Here is a 16,317-nt window from a genome sequence, read left to right as displayed (position 1 = left end):
CGCGGGCGTCGGGCTGGCGCTGGCGGCCACCGGCCACGCCGGCGCCGCCGAGCCGCAGTGGCTCACGCGCCCGGCCGTGTTCCTGCATGCCGCAGGCATCGCCTTCTGGGCGGGCGCCCTGCCGGCGCTCGCGACCCTGCTCCGCCACCGTTCGGCCGAAGCCGCAGCGGCGTTGCGCCGGTTCTCGCTTGCGGCGCCGTTCGCCGTGCTGCCCCTGATCGTTGCGGGAGCGACGCTGGCGCTGGTCCAGGTACGGGCGCCCGAAGCGCTCGTCGCCACCGCCTATGGCCGCGTCCTCATGGTGAAGCTGGCCCTGCTCGTCGTGCTTTTCGGCCTCGCCGCCTTCAACCGCTGGCGCCTGACCCGCCCGGCGCTGGCGGGCGAGGGGGCAGCTACCCGCACCCTCGTCAGGGTGATCGCCGTCGAGGCCGTGCTCATCGTGGCGGTGCTCGGAGCGGTGGCGACGTGGCGCTTCACGCCGCCGCCGCGGACGCTGGCGGCGGCGCAGGCGGCGCCCCTCGTCACCCACATCCATGCCGGCAAGGCGATGGCCGAGATCACCTTCGCCTCGGGTGACGCCGGCGGGAACGCCGCCGATATCCTGCTGATGAACACCGATTTCGGCGCCCTCGACGCCGACGCGGTCACTCTGGTCGCGAGCAACCGGGCGCTCGGCGTGGAGGACATCGGGTACCCGGCCGACAGGCAGCCCGACGGCACCTGGAAGGTAGAACCTCTGACCATTCCGGTTCCCGGCACGTGGACGATACGGCTCGATGTCCGCGTCTCGGAGTTCGAACTGCTCCGGCTCGAGGACGAGATCGCCTTCGGCGTAACCGAGTAGCGCCGGGCGTACCCGCTATTCCCCCAGTGCCGTGCGGATCTTGGCCGAGGCCTTGACGAAGTCGATCCGGCCCGGAAAGTCGGCCTTCAGCGCGGCGACGACCTTGCCCATGTCCTTGCCGCCCTGCGCCCCGGTCCTTGCGATGGCGTCGATGATGGCCGACTCGATCTCCTCCTCGGACAGCCCCTTGGGCAGGAACTCGCTGAGGATGGCGATCTCCTCGCGCTCCACCGTCGCCAGGTCCTCGCGCCCGGCCTTGGCGTAGATGCCGAGGCTCTCCTCGCGCTGCTTCACCATCTTTTGCAGCAGCACCAGGATGTCGGCCTCGGCGAGCGGCCCCCTGCCCTGCCCGCGCGCCTCGATGTCCTTGTCCTTGATGGCGGCGTTGACGGCCCTGAGCGTCGCCGTGCGCCGCTGGTCGCGCGCCTTCAGCGCCTCCTTGTATCCCTTCTCGATCGCCTCGCGCATGTCGTCCTCTTGTGGCTGCGGTTTCCCCGACCATATAGCCCCACGGGGCGCCGTTATCCACTTGCGCTGCGCCGGCCCGGCTCGTAAGAGGGGGCCGTCATCGACCATTTGCGAACTCTTGGAGACCCACCGTGACCGGCTGGCAGCAATCCCCCGCGACCGCGCTTCTGATCCTGGCGGACGGGACCCGCCTCGAGGGTCGCGGCGTCGGCGCTGTCGGCCACGCCGCCGGCGAGGTCTGCTTCAACACGGCGATGACCGGCTACCAGGAGATCCTCACCGACCCCTCCTATGCCGGCCAGATCATCACCTTCACCTTCCCCCATATCGGCAATGTCGGCACCAACGACGAGGACATCGAGACGGTGAACATGGCGGCGCTGTCCGGGGTGCGCGGCTGCGTGCTGAGGGCCGACATCACCAATCCGTCGAATTACCGGGCCGCGCACCGGCTCGACGCCTGGCTGAAGACGCGCAACATCATCGGCATCACCGGCATCGACACGCGCGCCCTGACGGCACGCATCCGCGAGACGGGCATGCCCAACGGCGTCATCGCCCACGCCCCCGACGGGCAGTTCCACGAGCCCTCGATCCTCGCCGAACTCAAGGCCTTCCCCGGCCTCGAGGGGCTCGATCTCGCCCGGGAGGTCACCACCGCCCAGACCTACAAATGGGAGGAGACCGGCTGGCAGTGGAACGAGGGCTACGGCCGGCTCGAGGACCCCGAGTTCCACATCGTCGCCGTCGATTACGGCGCCAAGCGCAACATCCTGCGCTGCCTCGCCGACCAGGGGGCGCGGGTGACGGTGGTACCGGCCACGGCCACCGCCAAGGAAATCCTCGGCCACGATCCCGACGGCATCTTCCTCTCCAACGGCCCGGGCGACCCGGCCGCGACCGGCAAGTATGCCGTGCCGACGATCAAGGCGCTGATGGAGACCGGCAAGCCGATCTTCGGCATCTGCCTCGGCCACCAGCTGCTCGGCCTCGCCCTCGGGGGCACCACGTCCAAGATGCACCAGGGCCACCACGGCGCCAACCATCCGGTCAAGGACCTGACCACCGGCAAGGTCGAGATCACCTCGATGAACCACGGCTTCGCCGTCGACGGAGAGAGCCTGCCGGCCGGGGTGACGCAGACGCATGTCTCGCTGTTCGACGGCTCCAATGCCGGGCTCGCCGTCGACGGCAAGCCGATCTTTTCGGTGCAGTACCACCCCGAGGCCTCGCCCGGCCCGCGCGACAGCCACTATCTGTTCACGCGCTTCCTCAACCTGGTGCGCGCGCAGAAGGGGTTGCCGCAGCGCCCCGAGCGCGAGGCCCCCGCCGCCTGAGCCGCCTGTCGGCACAAAAAAAAGAGGCCGCCCCTGCGGGCGGCCTCCGGCGTTTCGGCGGGAGCTTACTGCGCCACGGGGTTGGCGGCCAGGTAGGCCTCGTACTCGGCCTGGTCGACCTTGCCGTCGGCATTGGTGTCGGCGGCCTTGAAGGCCTCTTCCGTCAGCTCGGCCCACACGGCCTGCGCTTCGGTCAGCGAGACGTCGCCGCTGGCATCGGCGTCGACCGCCGCGAAATCGGTGACGACCTGCGCCATGGCGGCGCTGGCAAAGCCGATGGCGACGAGGGAAACGAGGAGCTTCTTCATGATGTTATTTCTCCGTAGTCAGGGTGAAACGGTGCGGGAGGAGACCGGCACCGACAGGCGACGCAACCGCCGCCCGCGTTCACGAAGAAGCGAGCCGATTGTGAAGAACTGAGGGCAGCCAAAAGGCCCGCACCGGGAATTTTTCCGGAGAAAACTAGACGTTAGTTGTAAACCCGTGAACATTTGGAGATCACGGAACCGGCCGCGCCGAGGCGCGTTATCGCTTGTTTGCCCTGTTGCGGGCGCCCGGTCGGCGCCTACACCGCGCCGCTGGCGAAGGTGTCGCACTGGCCGACGTCGCCGCTCTCCAGCCCCCGCTTCAGCCAGGCCATTCGCTGCGCCGAAGTGCCGTGCGTGAAGTTGCGCGGCTGCACGGTGCCGCGCGTCAGCATGTCGTCGCCGATGGCGTTGGCAGCGTTGATCGCCTCCTCGATGTCACCCTGGTCGAGCAGCTTCTCCTGGTTGACATAGTTGGCCCAGACGCCGGCATAGCAGTCGGCCTGCAGTTCCACCTTGACCGAATAGGCGTTCTGGTCACCCTGGCTCAGTTGCGGCCGCATGCGGTTGAACTCGGGCAGCACGCCGGTCAGTTGCTGCACGTGGTGGCCGATCTCGTGGGCGATCACATAGGCTTGGGCGAAATCGCCGGGGGCGCCGAACTGGCGCCGCAGCTGCTCGTAGAAGCTCAGGTCGATATAGACCTTCTGGTCGTTGGGACAGTAGAACGGTCCGCTGCTGGCGTCGGCGATGCCGCAGGCCGACGTGGTCTGCTCGGAGAACAGCACGACCTTGGGCGGCTCGTAGGTCAGGTTGTTCTGCTTGAACACCTCCCCCCACAGGTTCTCGGTCTCCTTGACCACCACGCCCACGAACTGGGCCAGCTCGTCCTCGGTGGCGTTCGTCGAGGGCAGCTGCGAGGTCGACACCTGGGTCGGCGCAGTGGGGCCGGTGCCGGTGAGCAGGTCGAGCGGGTTGATGCCCATCAGCACCAGGATGATGCCGATGGCGACGAGCGTGCCGAGCAGGCCCAGGCCGCTGGAGCGCCCGCCGCTGGGGATGCGGAAGCCGCCGCCGCTGCCGAACGGGTTGTAGCCGAGGCCGCCGCGCCCGAAGCCGCCGCCCCCGCCCACCGTCGTGCCCCGGCGATCCTCGATATTGGAGCTTCGCTCCCGGCCGCGCCACTTCATGCGGATCTCCCCGTTCTGCGCCTGTCGCGTTGAAACCTGCTCCAGTTTGGCGCAAAGTCCAAATTTGACCAACCGGTCCACAATAGTTCGTGTCGTCTTGAGCCGTCACCGCAACGTCACCCATCGGTGACACAGCAATGCCGCTCCGTGGCCGGGCGGACACATAACCGGTTCCTCGCCTCTGTCGTTCCGCCCGTCCGTGCGTTTTCGTCTTTCAGGGAGATTCGAGATGAAGCTGGACTACCGCGTATCCCGCCGCGCCTTCCTCGCCGGCTCGGCCAGTGTCGGCGCCATGGTCGCCCTGCATCCGTTCGCCGCACAGGCGGCGGCCGGCCAGGCGCATCTGCGCATCATGGAAACCACCGATCTGCACGTGGCCGTGTTCCCCTACGATTATTATGCCGACGCGCCCAACGACACGCTGGGCCTGGCACGCACCGCCGCGCTCATCGATGCTATCCGCGCCGAGGCGGGCAACGCCATCCTCGTCGACAACGGCGACGTCATCCAGGGCAACCCGATGGGCGACTACATCGCCTACGAGAAGGGTCTCGACGGTGAGCCGCATCCGATCATCGCCGCCATGAACACGCTCGGCTACGAGGTCGGCACGCTCGGCAACCATGAATTCAACTACGGGCTCGACTTCCTCGACGCCGCACTCAAGGGCGCCAATTTCCCCTTCGTCTCCGCCAATCTCGTCAAGGCCGACGGCAACCGCGCCCCCTACATCGCGCCCTATCGCGTCGTCGAGAAGCAGCTCGCCGATGGTGCCGGCAACAGCTACCCGATCAAGCTCGGCTTCATCGGTTTCCTGCCGCCCCAGATCATGACCTGGGATGCAACGCACCTGGTCGGCAAGGTCGACACGCTTGATATCGTCGAGACCGCCAAACAATACGTGCCGCAGATGCGGGCCGAGGGCGCCGACCTCATCATCGCCCTGTCGCATTCCGGCATCGCCGCCGACGCCCCGGCCGGCGCCGAGAACGCCTCGCTGCAGCTGGCCGCGGTCGAGGGCATCGACGTCGTCCTGACCGGCCACCAGCACCTGGTCTTCCCCGGCCCCGACTACAAGGACGTGGCCGGGGCCGACATCGAGGCCGGCACACTCAACGGCAAGCCTGCCGTCATGGCCGGGTTCTGGGGGTCGCACATGGGCCTCATCGATCTCCTGCTCGAGCGCGCCGACGACGGCAGGTGGAGCGTTGTCTCGCACACCTCGGAGGCCCGCCCGATCTTCGAACGCGTCGAGGGCAAGGTGCAGAAGCTGGTGGAGAGCAAGCCGGAGGTGCTCGCCGCCGCCCAGGCCAACCACGACGAGACTCTGGAATATGTGCGCCGCGCCGTGGGTGAGACGGCGGCGCCGTTGCATTCCTATTTCGCCCTCGTCGCCGACGATCCGTCGGTGCAGATCGTCAACATCGCGCAGAAATGGTACATGGAGCAGATGCTCAAGGGCACCGAATGGGAAAGCCTGCCGATCCTGTCGGCGGCTGCCCCGTTCAAGGCCGGGGGGCGCGGCGGCCCGGACTATTATACCGACGTGCCGGTGGGGCCGGTCGCCATCAAGAACGTCGCCGACCTCTACCTCTACCCCAACACCATCCAGGCCGTCGTCGTCACCGGCGCCGACGTGCAGAACTGGCTCGACCGCGCCGCCGGCATCTTCAACCAGGTGGCCGCCGGAGCCACCGACGCGCCGCTCATCAATCCGGACTTCCCCTCCTACAATTTCGACGTCATCGACGGGGTGACGTACCGGATCGACCTGACCAAGCCGTCGAAATACGGCGTCAAGGGCGAGGACATCGGCAACACCGAGAGCCGCATCGTCGACCTCATGTTCGAGGGCAAGCCGATCGATCCGGCGCAGAAGTTCGTCGTCGCCTCCAACAACTACCGCGCCGGCGGCGGCGGCAGCTTCCCCGGCCTCGGGCCCGACAAGATCATCTTCAAGGGGCCCGACACAAACCGCGACATCATCGTGCGCTACATCGTGCAGAATGGCACCATCAACCCGTCCGCGGACAGCAACTGGTCGCTGGCACCGCTGGGCGGAACGGTGCTGTTCGAGACTGGCCCCCGGGCGAAGGAGCACCTCGCCGACGTGACGGCAGTGAAGATCGAGTATGTCGGCGAGGCCGAGAGCGGCTTCGCCACCTACCGCATCGCCCTGTAGCGGCGGCAAACCTCGGGCGACAGGGCCGGGAGCGATCCCGGCCCTCGTCTTGCAACCGGCTTGAATTTGCTCGGCAAAATTGCTCAGGTATTGACCGTCTACCTCTCGGCCCAAGTCCACACTTTGCGTCAGACGGTTGCGATGGACCAGAAATCCAGAATCCTGTCCCTGCTCGAGCCGGCGGGCATCACTCTCAACGGACCCAACCCCTGGGATCCGCAGATCCGCGACGAGCGCTTCTGGAACCGGCTCTTCGCCCAGGGCTCGCTAGGGCTCGGCGAGGCCTACATGGATGGCTGGTGGGACGCCGAGGACCTCGCCGAGTTCATCAACCGCGTGCTCAGGGTCAATCTCGACCAGGCGGTCAACCTGACGCCCGGCTTCCTGTGGCAGGTGCTGCAGGCCAGCATCCTCAACATGCAGACCGTCGCCCGTTCGCGGCGCGTCGCAAAGCTGCACTACAGCGAGACCGACGCCTACCGCGCCTCGCTCGACGCCCGCATGACCGGCAGTTGCGGCTACTGGCCGGAGGGCGTCAGCAATGTCGACGAGGCGCAGGAGGCCAAGCTCGACCTCGTCTGCCGCAAGATCGGGCTCAAGCCGGGCCAGCGCGTCTGGGACATCGGCTGCGGCTGGGGCGCCTTCATGGGCTTCGCCGCCGAACGCTACGGCGCCGAGTGCGTGGGCGTCACCGTCTCGCCGGACCAGGCGGCCTACGGGCGCGAGCGCTACAAGCACCTGCCGGTCGAATTCCAGGTCAAGGACTACCGCGAGTTCGACGGCAAGGCCGACCACGTCGTGTCGATGGGCATGTTCGAGCACGTGGGTTACAAGAACTACCGCACCTATTTCGAGGCGGCGCGCCGGGCCATCAGCGACGACGGGCTGTTCATGCTGCACACCATCGGCGCCCAGAAGACCACGAAGACGATCGAGCCGTGGCTGGAGAAATACATCTTCCCCGGCGGCGTCATCCCCTCCATGGCCCAGATCGGGCAGGCCATCGACGGCCTGTTCACCGTCGTCGACGTCCACAATATCGGGCCGCACTACGACAGGACGCTGATGGCCTGGCACGAGAATTTCGAGGCCAGGTGGCCGCGGCCGAACACGCCCGAGGGCGAGCGCTTCTACCGCATGTGGAAATACTATCTGCTCAGCTGCGCCGGCGGCTTCCGCGCCCGCATCCTGCAGGTGTGGCAGTTCGTGTTCTCGACCGGCGGCGTGCCCGAGGGCTACCGGACGGCACGGTGAGCGTCGCGCCCGCCATTGAAAGGCCGGCTTCTGCGCCTCATCTGGAGGCCATGTTCCGTGTCGCCTCCTACAATATCCGCCGCGGCCTGGGGACCGATCTCAGGCGCAACCTGCACCGCAACCTCGCCGTGCTGAAGGAAATCGACGCCGACGTCGTCGCCGTGCAGGAGGCGGATCCGGTGCTGGGCGAACTGTTCGAGCATCTGCCCGCCTCTGCCGTCGCGGCCGAGTCCGACTACACGCCGGTGACCCTGGGTACCGCGCGCGGCGACATTTCCTGGCACGGCAATGTCGTGCTGGTGCGGCGCACCGCCACCATTCTCGACGTCCACCGCATCGCCCTGCCCTCGTTCGAGGAACAGCGCGGCGCCGCCGTGGTCGATCTGGCGCTGGGCGGCCGCAGGCTGCGCGTCGTCGCCATGCATCTGGGCCTGCTCGGCAGATGGCGGGCGCGCCAGGCGCTGGCGCTGCTGGAGCGGGTGGAGACCTTCGCGACTCACTTGCCTACGGTCATGCTCGGCGATCTCAACGAATGGCACGGCGGCGGCGCCTGTCTCGCCCATTTCGGCCGCAAGCACCACGTCGCCTCGCCCGGCCGCAGCTTCCCCTCGCGGCTGCCGCTGTTTGCCCTCGACAAGATCGTCATCAATCCCGAATTGCGGCTCGTCGACGCCGGCGTCCATGACAGCGCCCTCGCCCGCAAGGCCTCCGACCACCTGCCGGTCTGGGCCAGTCTCTCCCTCGCCGCGCCGGCCGCGGCCACGCCCTAGAGCGGGCGCGAGGTGGCGAGGTCGGCCTCGAGCTGGCCGAGCAGGGCGGCGTGGAAACCGCGGTCGCGGCTGACCAGCGCCCCCTCGAGATTCATGCGGATGCTGTCGATGCCCAGGTTGAAGCTGCCGACCGCCGCCCAGTCGCCGTCAATGGCGGCGAGTTTGGCGTGCATCATCCCGCCGGTGTAGCCGTAGACCTCGACGCCGCGGCCCAGCAGCCGCCGGGCGTAGCGGAAGGAAAAGATGTCGGTGAGCGGCTGGTCGCTCCGCGCCGGAATCATCACCCGCACGCGCACGCCGCGCCGCGTCGCCCGCTCCATCACCCGCCAGAAGCGGCCCACCGGCACCAGGTAGGGCGAGGTGAGGATGACGCTGTGCTCGGCATGCGCGATGCGGTCGAACAGCACGGTGTCGTATTCGCCCCGGCTCTGCCGGTAGGGCGAACTCACCACGAACGACCAGGTGCGCCCGTCGGGCGCCCGCGCCCGGGCGCGCACCGGCAGCGGCCGCGTGCCCTCGGCGGCATAGGCCCAGGCCACATCGAACTCGGCCAGCGCCTCGGCCGCCACCTCGTGCTCGATCAGCGCCATGGTGTCGCGCCAGTCCTCCATCCTGGGGGCGAAGCAGGAGCCGCCGGTCATCAGCAGCCGGCCGTCGACGATCAGCGTCTTGCGGTGCAGCCGGTGGAAGGCCGAGGACGGATGGCGCAGGAAGCCGCGCGGCGGGTGGAAGATGGCGACCTCGCCCCCGGCCGCGACCAGGGCCCTTGCCCCGGCACTGGCGGCGAGCGGCCGGCTGCCGAACCAGTCGGCCAGCAGCCGCACGCGCACCCCCTGTCGCGCCCGGTCGGCGAGGATGTCGAGGATCTCCAGGCCGATGCCGCGATGCGAGAAGATGAACTGCTCGATGGCGATGCTTTCCTGTGCCGATGCGAGGATCGCCTTGGCAGCCGCCCAGGCCGCGCGGTTGCTGTGCAGCAGCGCCCAGCACGGCGCTGTCGCAAGCGCCGGCGCCGTCTCGGCGGCCGGTGCGGCTCCGGCGTCGATCGTCACGGCCGCTTGCCCGGCAGCAGGGGACATGGCTGCACCCGTCACGAGGGAAAGGGCGTCTGCGCCCTGCCCCGCCTCCCGGACGGGGACCGCGGTAGGGTCGCCCCGGGAACGCTCCAGTATACGCATCAGGCGGCCCGCCCCGGAGCGAATTTCGTGCTGCCGGCGGCGGACCTGGCCGCCGTCAGCGGTTGGCAGCATCCATCGCTCCGGTCGGCACGTCGACCGCAACGGTCCCGCCGTTCCAGTTGAACAGGAAGAAGAAGGCCAGGACCATGAGGACGACGATGGCCACGGCCGCCACCATGTCCGGTTGGCCGTTGTGCTCGCTCGTGCGGGACTCGTGCTCGTGCGCCACCATCTCAGTGCTCCATCGCCGCTGTGTCGGTGCACTCAACGGCCACCCCTGGCGCCCGGTTCCGGCGGTAACCGGCGCGGACGGCGCCGTTTGCGCTTCGCGCCGGGCTATGGCATCAGCAACGGGCCATGCCGCTCACCTACCGCCACGCCACCGCCGCCGACCTGCCGTTCATCGTCGGGCTGATCGTCGCCGACAGCGTCGTTGCGACCGGCGACGACCCGGCCGCGGCGGATGGACCCGACTACGCCGCGGCGTTCGCCGCCATCGACGCCGATCCCAACCAGGAGCTGCTGGTCGCCGAGTTCGACGGCACCCCGGTCGGCACCTTCCAGCTCACCTATATCCCGGGCCTGCAGCGCCGCGGCATGAAACGGGCGCTGGTGGAATCGGTGCATGTCGCCCCGGCGCAGCGCAACCGCGGGTTCGGCGGCGAGATGATGCGCTGGGCCGCCGCGCGCTGCCGGGAACGCGGCTGCGGTCTCATGCAGCTTACCTCCAACAAGCAGCGCACCGACGCGCACCGCTTCTACCGCCGGCTCGGTTTCGAACAGAGCCACGAAGGCTTCAAGCTGCTGCTGTAGCGCTCAGCGCTCCATCGCCCCCAGCCGCACCAGAACCTCCGGCGGGATGCCGTAGAGGCGGATGATTTCCTGCTGGTCCCGCAGCCCGCACAGTTCGCGCTGTACGAGGAAGGCCCACACCTCGCGCGCCGCCGCCCGCACCAGCCGCAGCCGTTCCTCGGCCGGCCCGTCGCTGGCGCGCAAGCGCGCCAGCGCCGCTTCAACCAGCCGGCCCTGATGGCCGAGCGAGGCGGCCTTGTCGGCCAGCATCTCGGCGGCGAGCACGTCGATGCCCTGCCGAGCGCGCAGTTGCGCCTCGGCGAGCAAGCGGGGTGGAGCGAGCGACATCGGGGCCTTCCTGTGGCTGGCGTCAGGGTAGGCAAGCCGCCGGCCGCGTGCAACCTGCCCTTTGCCAGCCGCGGCAGCCCGGGCTAGAACGACCTTGCCCTCCCTGTCGGTCCTGCCCATGTCCACGCAATCGTCGCCCCGCGCCGCCACCCTGATCGGTTTTACCGCCGTGCTGTTGTGGTCGCTGCTCGCCGTCTTCACCGCCGCCAGCGGCACCATGCCGCCGTTCCAGCTGACCGCCGTCACCTTCTCCATCGGCGGGCTGGCCGGCGTGGCGCTATGGGTGTTCCGGCCGCACGCGGTCAAGGCGCTCAGGCAGCCATGGCCGGTGTGGCTGCTCGGCATCGCCGGGCTGTTCGGCTACCACGCCCTGTATTTCACGGCCCTGCGCAACGCGCCGCCGGTCGAGGCCGGGCTCATCAACTATCTGTGGCCGCTGCTGATCGTCGTGTTCTCGGCCCTGCTGCCCGGCGAGAAACTGCGCCTGTATCACGTCGCCGGGGCGCTGCTGGCGCTGGCCGGCGCGGCGCTGGTCGTCACCGGCGGGCGCGGCCTGTCGTTCAACCCCGACTATCTCGTCGGCTACGGCGCCGCCCTGCTCGCGGCGTTCGCGTGGTCGGGCTACTCCGTGCTGTCGCGCCGCTTCGCCGCCGTCCCCAGCGACGCCATCACCGGCTTCTGCCTGGTGACGGCGCTCCTCTCGGCGCTCTGCCACCTGGCGCTGGAGCAGACAGTGTGGCCGGCGGACGCGCTGCAATGGGGCGCCATCGTCGCCCTCGGGCTCGGCCCCGTCGGGCTCGCCTTCTATGTCTGGGACATCGGCGTCAAGCACGGCGACATCCAGGTGCTGGCGGCCGCCTCCTACGCAGCGCCGCTGCTGTCGACGGCGATCCTCATCGCTACCGGCTACGCCGCCTACAGCCACGCCATCCTCGTCGCCAGTCTGCTTATCACCGCCGGCGCCGTGCTCGCCGCCCGCGACATGCTGTTCCGCCGCAAGGCACCCGTGGCGGCGACGGAGAAGGGGGCGTGACCGCGGCCCCGCCGCCCGCTCACCAGATGTCGTTGTAGCTGGCCGGGTTGCTGTTCTGCCTGCCGTCGGGCCGGTCCAGCCCGGCGAGACGCTGCATGTCCGCCGCCCCCAGTTCGAAGTCGAACACGTCGATGTTCTGCCGCAGGCGCTCGGCATGGATGGTCTTGGGAATGACGATCAGGCCCTGCTGCAGGTGCCAGCGGAGGGCCACCTGCGCCGGGCTCCGTTCGTGCCGGGCGGCGATCTCGGCGAGCACGCTATTGTCCAGCACCGCACCGCTGCCCAGCGGGCTGTAGCACTCGATGGCGATGCCGTGCCGGGCGTGGAAGCCGCGCACGTCGCGCTGCTGGAACTCCGGGTGCAGCTCGATCTGGTTGACCGCCGGCCGCACCCCGCTCGCCGCGACGATGCGCTCGATGTGCTCGGGCAGGAAGTTGGAGACGCCGATGGAGCGGACGCGGCCCTCTTCCTGCAGCCGGACCAGGGCCCGCCAGGCTTCGACATAGAGGTCCTGCCCCGGCACCGGCCAATGGATCAGGAACATGTCGAGATAGTCGAGGCCCAGCCGGCCGAGGCTGCCTTCGAACGAGCGCAGGGCATCGTCGAAGCGCTGGTCCCTGGTGCGCAGCTTGGAAGTGACGAACAGCCTGCTGCGGTCGACACCGGCCGCACGGATGCCGGCGCCCACGCCTTCCTCGTTGTGGTAGCCCTGGGCCGTGTCGATCAGCGTGTAGCCGGCGGCGATGGCCGCGAGCACCGTCGGCGCCGTCTGCTCGGGCGGCACCTGCCACACCCCCAGGCCGAGCTGCGGGATGGCGTTGCCGTCGTTGAGCTGGATGGTGGGCACGGTCGGCATGTTCGGCTCCTGGGCTGGTCGGCTACTGCTTGAGGAACCCCCCATTGCGCAAATGGTTCGCGGCGCCCGCCTTTGCGCCGGCCCGGCCCGAGTGCAAGCGGGCGGCGGGCGTGCTATGGTGCCGGTGTTGCTCATCGGAGGCTTCCTCCCATGAAACCGGCTCCCGCCACCGTCACCCGGCCGCGCGCCAGGACCCTGCCCAAGGTCGCACGCCCGCCCTTGCACAAGGTCATCCTGCTCAACGACGACTACACGCCGCGCGACTTCGTCGTGCGCGTGCTCAAGGCCGAGTTCCGCCTCAGCGAGGACCAGGCGCACCGCGTCATGATCACCGCCCACACCAAGGGCAGCTGCGTCGTCGCCGTGTTCATCAAGGAGATCGCCGAGACCAAGGCCAACCGCGCCACCGAGGCCGGACGCCAGCAGGGCTTCCCGCTGCAGTTCACCACCGAGCCCGAGGAGTAACCGGCGCCGCGCGCGATAACGTCCCGCGCACATTTCTGAGAGCAACCCGTGCGGCGCCCAACTTTGGCTGGCCGATCGGCGCCGGCAGGCGGCATACTGTGCGCTGGGGGCGACCACGGCGCGGCGAGGCATCGGCCGCGTCAGGCAGGGAGCGTCCGAGCGTGAAGCGACGGTCACTCTACAGCAGGTCCGCCACGCCGCGCACGGGCGACGGGTCGCGGCCGGCTGTCGCCGCGCGTGACGCCCCGCTGGGCCCGCCGCCGGCTCCGCTGCCGCCCGAGCTGCCGCTGCGCCGGCGCGCCGCCCAGGCCTGGAACCGCTTCTACGCCCGGCATCCGGCCCGGCTCACCGCCCTCGCCGCGATCGCCGGCGCCCTCGTCCTGTTCGGGGCCTACGAGGTGCTGCGGCCCCCGGGACAGCGCCTCACCCAGGATGACATCAACGCCGCCGTCAACTTCGCCATCGACGAGCGCGGGCGGCCGCCCTCGATCGCTTCGCTCGCCTATGCCGCGATCATCCCCTCGGTTGTGCGGGTCAACGGCTACGATCCCGCCGCCGGCCCGCCGCAGTCCGACCCCGGCGGCGAGGCGCCGGTGGAACTGCCCCGCGCGGACGGCATCGAGGAAGATTTCCACGAGCAGTTCACCGCCGTCGGCACCGGCGTCGTCATCGACGACCAGGGCACCATCCTCACCAACCTGCACGTCGCCCGCGCCGCGCAGCGGCTGCGTGTGGTGTTCCACGACGGCACCGAGGCCGACGCCTTCATCACCGGCGCCCGCCCCGAACTCGACCTCGCCATCATCCGGCCGACCGTGCTGCCCGACGATCTGGTGCCGGCGACGCTTGGCGGCAGCGCCGATCTCAGGCCCGGCGACGACGTCGTGGCCGTCGGCTTCCCCTTCGGCATCGGCCCGTCCGCTTCCGCCGGCGTGGTCTCGGGGCTGCTGCGCGTGCTCGAGCAGGAGGGGCGCATGCCGATGCGCAACCTCATCCAGTTCGACGCCGCCGCCAATCCCGGCAATTCCGGCGGGCCGCTGGTCAATGCAGACGGCGAGGTGGTGGGCATTGTCAGCGCCATCCTCAACCCCTCGGGGCTGCGCACCTTTGCCGGCATCGCCTTCGCCGCCACCATCGAGGACGCCGCCGGCGCCGTCGAGGAGTCCCCGCTCTAACCCGCAAGAGGAACGGATCATGGCCGAACGCCCGCCCGTAATCGCTGCCGCCCCCGCCGTGGCTCCGCTGATGGAGCAGGTGCTGTACGAGGTGAAAAAGGTCGTGGTCGGGCAGGACCACTTCCTCGAGCGCGTATTGATCGCGCTGCTCGCCAGGGGGCACCTGCTGGTCGAGGGCGTGCCCGGGCTGGCCAAGACGCTCACCGTCAACACGCTGGCGCAGGCCATCCACGGCAGCTTCCGGCGTATCCAGTTCACCCCGGACCTCGTCCCCGCCGACCTCGTCGGCACGCGCATCTACAACCAGAAGACCGGCGAGTTCTCGACCGCGCTCGGGCCGGTGTTCTGCAACCTGCTGCTCGCCGACGAGATCAACCGTGCCCCGGCCAAGGTGCAGAGCGCCCTGCTCGAGGTGATGCAGGAGCGCCAGGTGACCATCGCCGGCGAGACGCATGCCGTGCCCGACCCGTTCGTGGTCATGGCGACGCAGAACCCGATCGAGACCGAGGGCACCTATCCGCTGCCCGAAGCGCAGGTCGACCGCTTCATGATGAAGGTGCTGGTCGATTATCCGTCGGAGGAGGAGGAATTCGTCATCGTCTCGCGCGTCACCGGCGCCATGCAGGCGGCGGCGCGGGTGGCGACGACCGAGCAACTGGTCGAGCTGCAGACACGCAGCCGGGCCCTGTATGTCGATCCGACCCTGATCCAGTTCGCGGTCAAGCTCGCCGCCGCCACCCGCCTTCCCGAGAGCGTCGGGCTCGGCGACCTCAAGCGCTTCATCGCCTACGGGGCGAGCCCGCGCGCCTCGATCAACATGATCGAGGCCGGGCGGGCGCTCGCCTTCCTGCGCGGCCGCGACTACGTGCTCCCCGAGGACGTCGTCGACGTCGCCCCCGACGTCATGCGCCACCGGCTGTCGCTGAGCTACGAGGCGCTGTCGGAATCGGTGACCCCCGACGACATCGTCGGCCGCATCCTGCGCGCCGTGCCGGCGCCGGACAAGCCGCTGCAGGCCCATGTCGACCTCGCCCCGACAGGCTGAGCGGCTGCTCGGCCGGCTGGAGTGGACGGTCGCCCGCCGGCTCGACGGGCTGCTGCAGGGCGACTATCGCACCCTGTTCCGCGGCGCCGGGCTCGATTTCGCCGATCTGCGCGAGTACCGGCCCGGCGACGACGTCCGCCACATCGACTGGAACGTCACGGCGCGCACCGGCGTGCCGCATGTCCGTGTCTTCACCGAGGACCGCGACATGACAGCCTGGTTCCTGCTCGACCTCAGCCCGTCGCTCGATTTCGGCTCCGCCGGGCAGGACAAGCGGCAGGCGCTGGTCGAGTTCACCGCCGTCATGGCCCGCCTGTTCGCCCATCGCGGCAATAATGCCGGCGCCATCCTGTTCGACGGCGTCGCCGACCGGCTGCTGCCGGCCAGGTCGGGGCGCCGGCACGTGCAGTATCTCGTCGACAAGGCGCTGGCCCATCCGCGCCGGCTGCGCGCGCCCCCCACCGATCTCGGCGCCTTTCTCGGCCGCGCCGCCGCCGCCATCAAGCGCCGCGCGATGGTCTTCGTCGTCTCCGATTTCGTCTCGGTGCCGGGATGGGAGGGCCCGCTCGGCCGGCTCGGCGACCGCCACGAGACGGTGGCGGTGCGCCTCACCGACCCGCTCGAATTCGCCCTGCCCGATCTCGGCCTGATCCCCTTCGAGGACGCCGAGAGCGGCGACCAGCTCGTCGTCGATACCTCCGACCGCGGCTTCCGCCGCCGCTTCGCCGAGGCGGCGGCACGCTGGGAGGAAACGCTGGCCGCCGGGTTCGAGCGCGCCGGCGTCGACGCCCTCGAGCTCAGGACCGACGACGATCTGGTGGAGGCGATCCTGCGTTTCGCCGGCATGCGCCGGGCGCGGGCCCGGCTCGCCCAGGGAGGAGTTGCGGCATGACCTTCATCTGGCCCGACATGCTCTGGCTGCTGCTGCTGCTGCCGCTCCTCGCCGCCGCCTATGTGTGGCTGCTGCGCCGGCGCAGGAAGCTGACGCTGCGTTACGCCAACCTGCCGCTGGTCCGGCAGGCGCTCGGCCGCGGGCCGGGGTGGCGGCGGCACCTGCCGCCGGCCCTGCTGCTGG

19 protein-coding genes are annotated in these 16,317 nt (G+C 69.6%); 12 read left to right on the top strand and 7 right to left on the bottom strand.

The genetic code is table 11. From position 1 onward, the window contains the following. Positions 1 to 844, top strand: an 844-nt coding sequence (locus VGD93_RS06170) for a copper resistance D family protein (protein WP_395010262.1), incomplete at its 5' end; no start/stop codon positions are given. Positions 845 to 859: 15 nt separating this feature from the next. On the opposite strand, the gene VGD93_RS06165 is transcribed toward VGD93_RS06170, so the two are convergent. After that, positions 860 to 1,312 (bottom strand): GatB/YqeY domain-containing protein, encoded by a 453-nt coding sequence (locus VGD93_RS06165; RefSeq protein WP_395010260.1) that lies wholly within the window; start codon positions 1,310 to 1,312, stop codon positions 860 to 862. 131 nt (positions 1,313 to 1,443) lie between these two features. Here VGD93_RS06165 and carA point away from each other — a divergent pair, with 131 nt between their 5' ends. Further along, the gene (carA, locus tag VGD93_RS06160) at positions 1,444 to 2,649 is read left to right on the top strand and encodes a glutamine-hydrolyzing carbamoyl-phosphate synthase small subunit (RefSeq protein WP_395010258.1); all 1,206 of its coding nucleotides are present in this window, start codon (positions 1,444 to 1,446) and stop codon (positions 2,647 to 2,649) included. Between the two features lie 65 nt (positions 2,650 to 2,714). Here carA and VGD93_RS06155 read toward each other — a convergent pair whose 3' ends face one another. Both VGD93_RS06155 and ypfJ read right to left on the bottom strand, forming a co-directional pair. Further along, positions 2,715 to 2,957, bottom strand: a complete 243-nt coding sequence (locus VGD93_RS06155; protein ID WP_395010256.1) for a hypothetical protein — start codon at positions 2,955 to 2,957, stop codon at positions 2,715 to 2,717. 257 nt (positions 2,958 to 3,214) lie between these two features. Next, entirely contained in the window at positions 3,215 to 4,144 is a 930-nt protein-coding gene (gene ypfJ / locus VGD93_RS06150; protein ID WP_395010254.1) for a KPN_02809 family neutral zinc metallopeptidase, read from the bottom strand. Positions 4,145 to 4,373: 229 nt separating this feature from the next. Here ypfJ and VGD93_RS06145 point away from each other — a divergent pair, with 229 nt between their 5' ends. From VGD93_RS06145 to VGD93_RS06135, 3 genes are all read left to right on the top strand, one after another. Then, on the top strand, positions 4,374 to 6,326 hold the full coding sequence (locus VGD93_RS06145; RefSeq protein WP_395010252.1) for a bifunctional 2',3'-cyclic-nucleotide 2'-phosphodiesterase/3'-nucleotidase: 1,953 nt from the start codon (positions 4,374 to 4,376) through the stop codon (positions 6,324 to 6,326). A gap of 141 nt (positions 6,327 to 6,467) precedes the next feature. Then, the gene (gene cfa / locus VGD93_RS06140) at positions 6,468 to 7,580 is read left to right on the top strand and encodes a cyclopropane fatty acyl phospholipid synthase (RefSeq protein WP_395010251.1); all 1,113 of its coding nucleotides are present in this window, start codon (positions 6,468 to 6,470) and stop codon (positions 7,578 to 7,580) included. Positions 7,581 to 7,630: 50 nt separating this feature from the next. Beyond that, positions 7,631 to 8,350, top strand: a complete 720-nt coding sequence (locus tag VGD93_RS06135) for an endonuclease/exonuclease/phosphatase family protein (RefSeq protein ID WP_395010249.1) — start codon at positions 7,631 to 7,633, stop codon at positions 8,348 to 8,350. Here the strand turns inward: VGD93_RS06135 and VGD93_RS06130 are convergent. Together VGD93_RS06130 and VGD93_RS06125 are read right to left on the bottom strand one after the other, a co-directional pair. Further along, positions 8,347 to 9,429 carry a phospholipase D-like domain-containing protein gene (locus tag VGD93_RS06130; RefSeq protein ID WP_395010247.1) on the bottom strand — a complete coding sequence of 361 codons (1,083 nt, stop codon included), beginning with the start codon at positions 9,427 to 9,429 and terminating at the stop codon, positions 8,347 to 8,349. The two genes, VGD93_RS06135 and VGD93_RS06130, sit on opposite strands and share 4 nt — an antisense overlap. A 154-nt stretch (positions 9,430 to 9,583) precedes the next feature. Then, entirely contained in the window at positions 9,584 to 9,760 is a 177-nt protein-coding gene (locus tag VGD93_RS06125; RefSeq protein ID WP_395010245.1) for a hypothetical protein, read from the bottom strand. A gap of 125 nt (positions 9,761 to 9,885) precedes the next feature. Here VGD93_RS06125 and VGD93_RS06120 point away from each other — a divergent pair, with 125 nt between their 5' ends. Beyond that, positions 9,886 to 10,341, top strand: coding sequence for a GNAT family N-acetyltransferase (locus VGD93_RS06120; protein WP_395010243.1), 456 nt, complete (start codon positions 9,886 to 9,888; stop codon positions 10,339 to 10,341). A gap of 3 nt (positions 10,342 to 10,344) precedes the next feature. Here VGD93_RS06120 and VGD93_RS06115 read toward each other — a convergent pair whose 3' ends face one another. After that, positions 10,345 to 10,668: a DUF6665 family protein gene (locus tag VGD93_RS06115; protein ID WP_395010241.1), complete on the bottom strand. Its 324-nt coding sequence runs from the start codon at positions 10,666 to 10,668 to the stop codon at positions 10,345 to 10,347. Between the two features lie 118 nt (positions 10,669 to 10,786). Here VGD93_RS06115 and VGD93_RS06110 point away from each other — a divergent pair, with 118 nt between their 5' ends. Further along, positions 10,787 to 11,701 carry a DMT family transporter gene (locus tag VGD93_RS06110; protein ID WP_395010239.1) on the top strand — a complete coding sequence of 305 codons (915 nt, stop codon included), beginning with the start codon at positions 10,787 to 10,789 and terminating at the stop codon, positions 11,699 to 11,701. Between the two features lie 19 nt (positions 11,702 to 11,720). Here VGD93_RS06110 and VGD93_RS06105 read toward each other — a convergent pair whose 3' ends face one another. Further along, positions 11,721 to 12,557: an aldo/keto reductase gene (locus VGD93_RS06105; protein WP_395010237.1), complete on the bottom strand. Its 837-nt coding sequence runs from the start codon at positions 12,555 to 12,557 to the stop codon at positions 11,721 to 11,723. 150 nt (positions 12,558 to 12,707) lie between these two features. Between VGD93_RS06105 and clpS the strand changes: the two genes are divergently transcribed. The 5 genes from clpS to VGD93_RS06080 form a co-directional block, all read left to right on the top strand. After that, positions 12,708 to 13,022 carry an ATP-dependent Clp protease adapter ClpS gene (clpS, locus tag VGD93_RS06100; protein ID WP_395010235.1) on the top strand — a complete coding sequence of 105 codons (315 nt, stop codon included), beginning with the start codon at positions 12,708 to 12,710 and terminating at the stop codon, positions 13,020 to 13,022. Between the two features lie 161 nt (positions 13,023 to 13,183). Next, the gene (locus tag VGD93_RS06095) at positions 13,184 to 14,197 is read left to right on the top strand and encodes a S1C family serine protease (protein WP_395010233.1); all 1,014 of its coding nucleotides are present in this window, start codon (positions 13,184 to 13,186) and stop codon (positions 14,195 to 14,197) included. 19 nt (positions 14,198 to 14,216) lie between these two features. Next, positions 14,217 to 15,242: an AAA family ATPase gene (locus tag VGD93_RS06090; protein WP_395010231.1), complete on the top strand. Its 1,026-nt coding sequence runs from the start codon at positions 14,217 to 14,219 to the stop codon at positions 15,240 to 15,242. Then, on the top strand, positions 15,217 to 16,134 hold the full coding sequence (locus VGD93_RS06085) for a DUF58 domain-containing protein (RefSeq protein WP_395010229.1): 918 nt from the start codon (positions 15,217 to 15,219) through the stop codon (positions 16,132 to 16,134). Before VGD93_RS06090 ends, VGD93_RS06085 begins: the two co-directional genes overlap by 26 nt. Beyond that, a partial coding sequence (locus VGD93_RS06080) for a BatA domain-containing protein (protein ID WP_395010227.1) occupies positions 16,131 to 16,317 on the top strand: 187 nt, incomplete at its 3' end. The genes VGD93_RS06085 and VGD93_RS06080, both read left to right, overlap by 4 nt.

It is taken from the genome of Devosia sp., assembly GCF_036406155.1.
GTDB lineage: Bacteria > Pseudomonadota > Alphaproteobacteria > Rhizobiales > Devosiaceae > Devosia_A.
The sequence above is the reverse complement of the archived record's forward strand: the minus strand, read 5'-3'. Positions and strand labels throughout refer to the sequence as shown.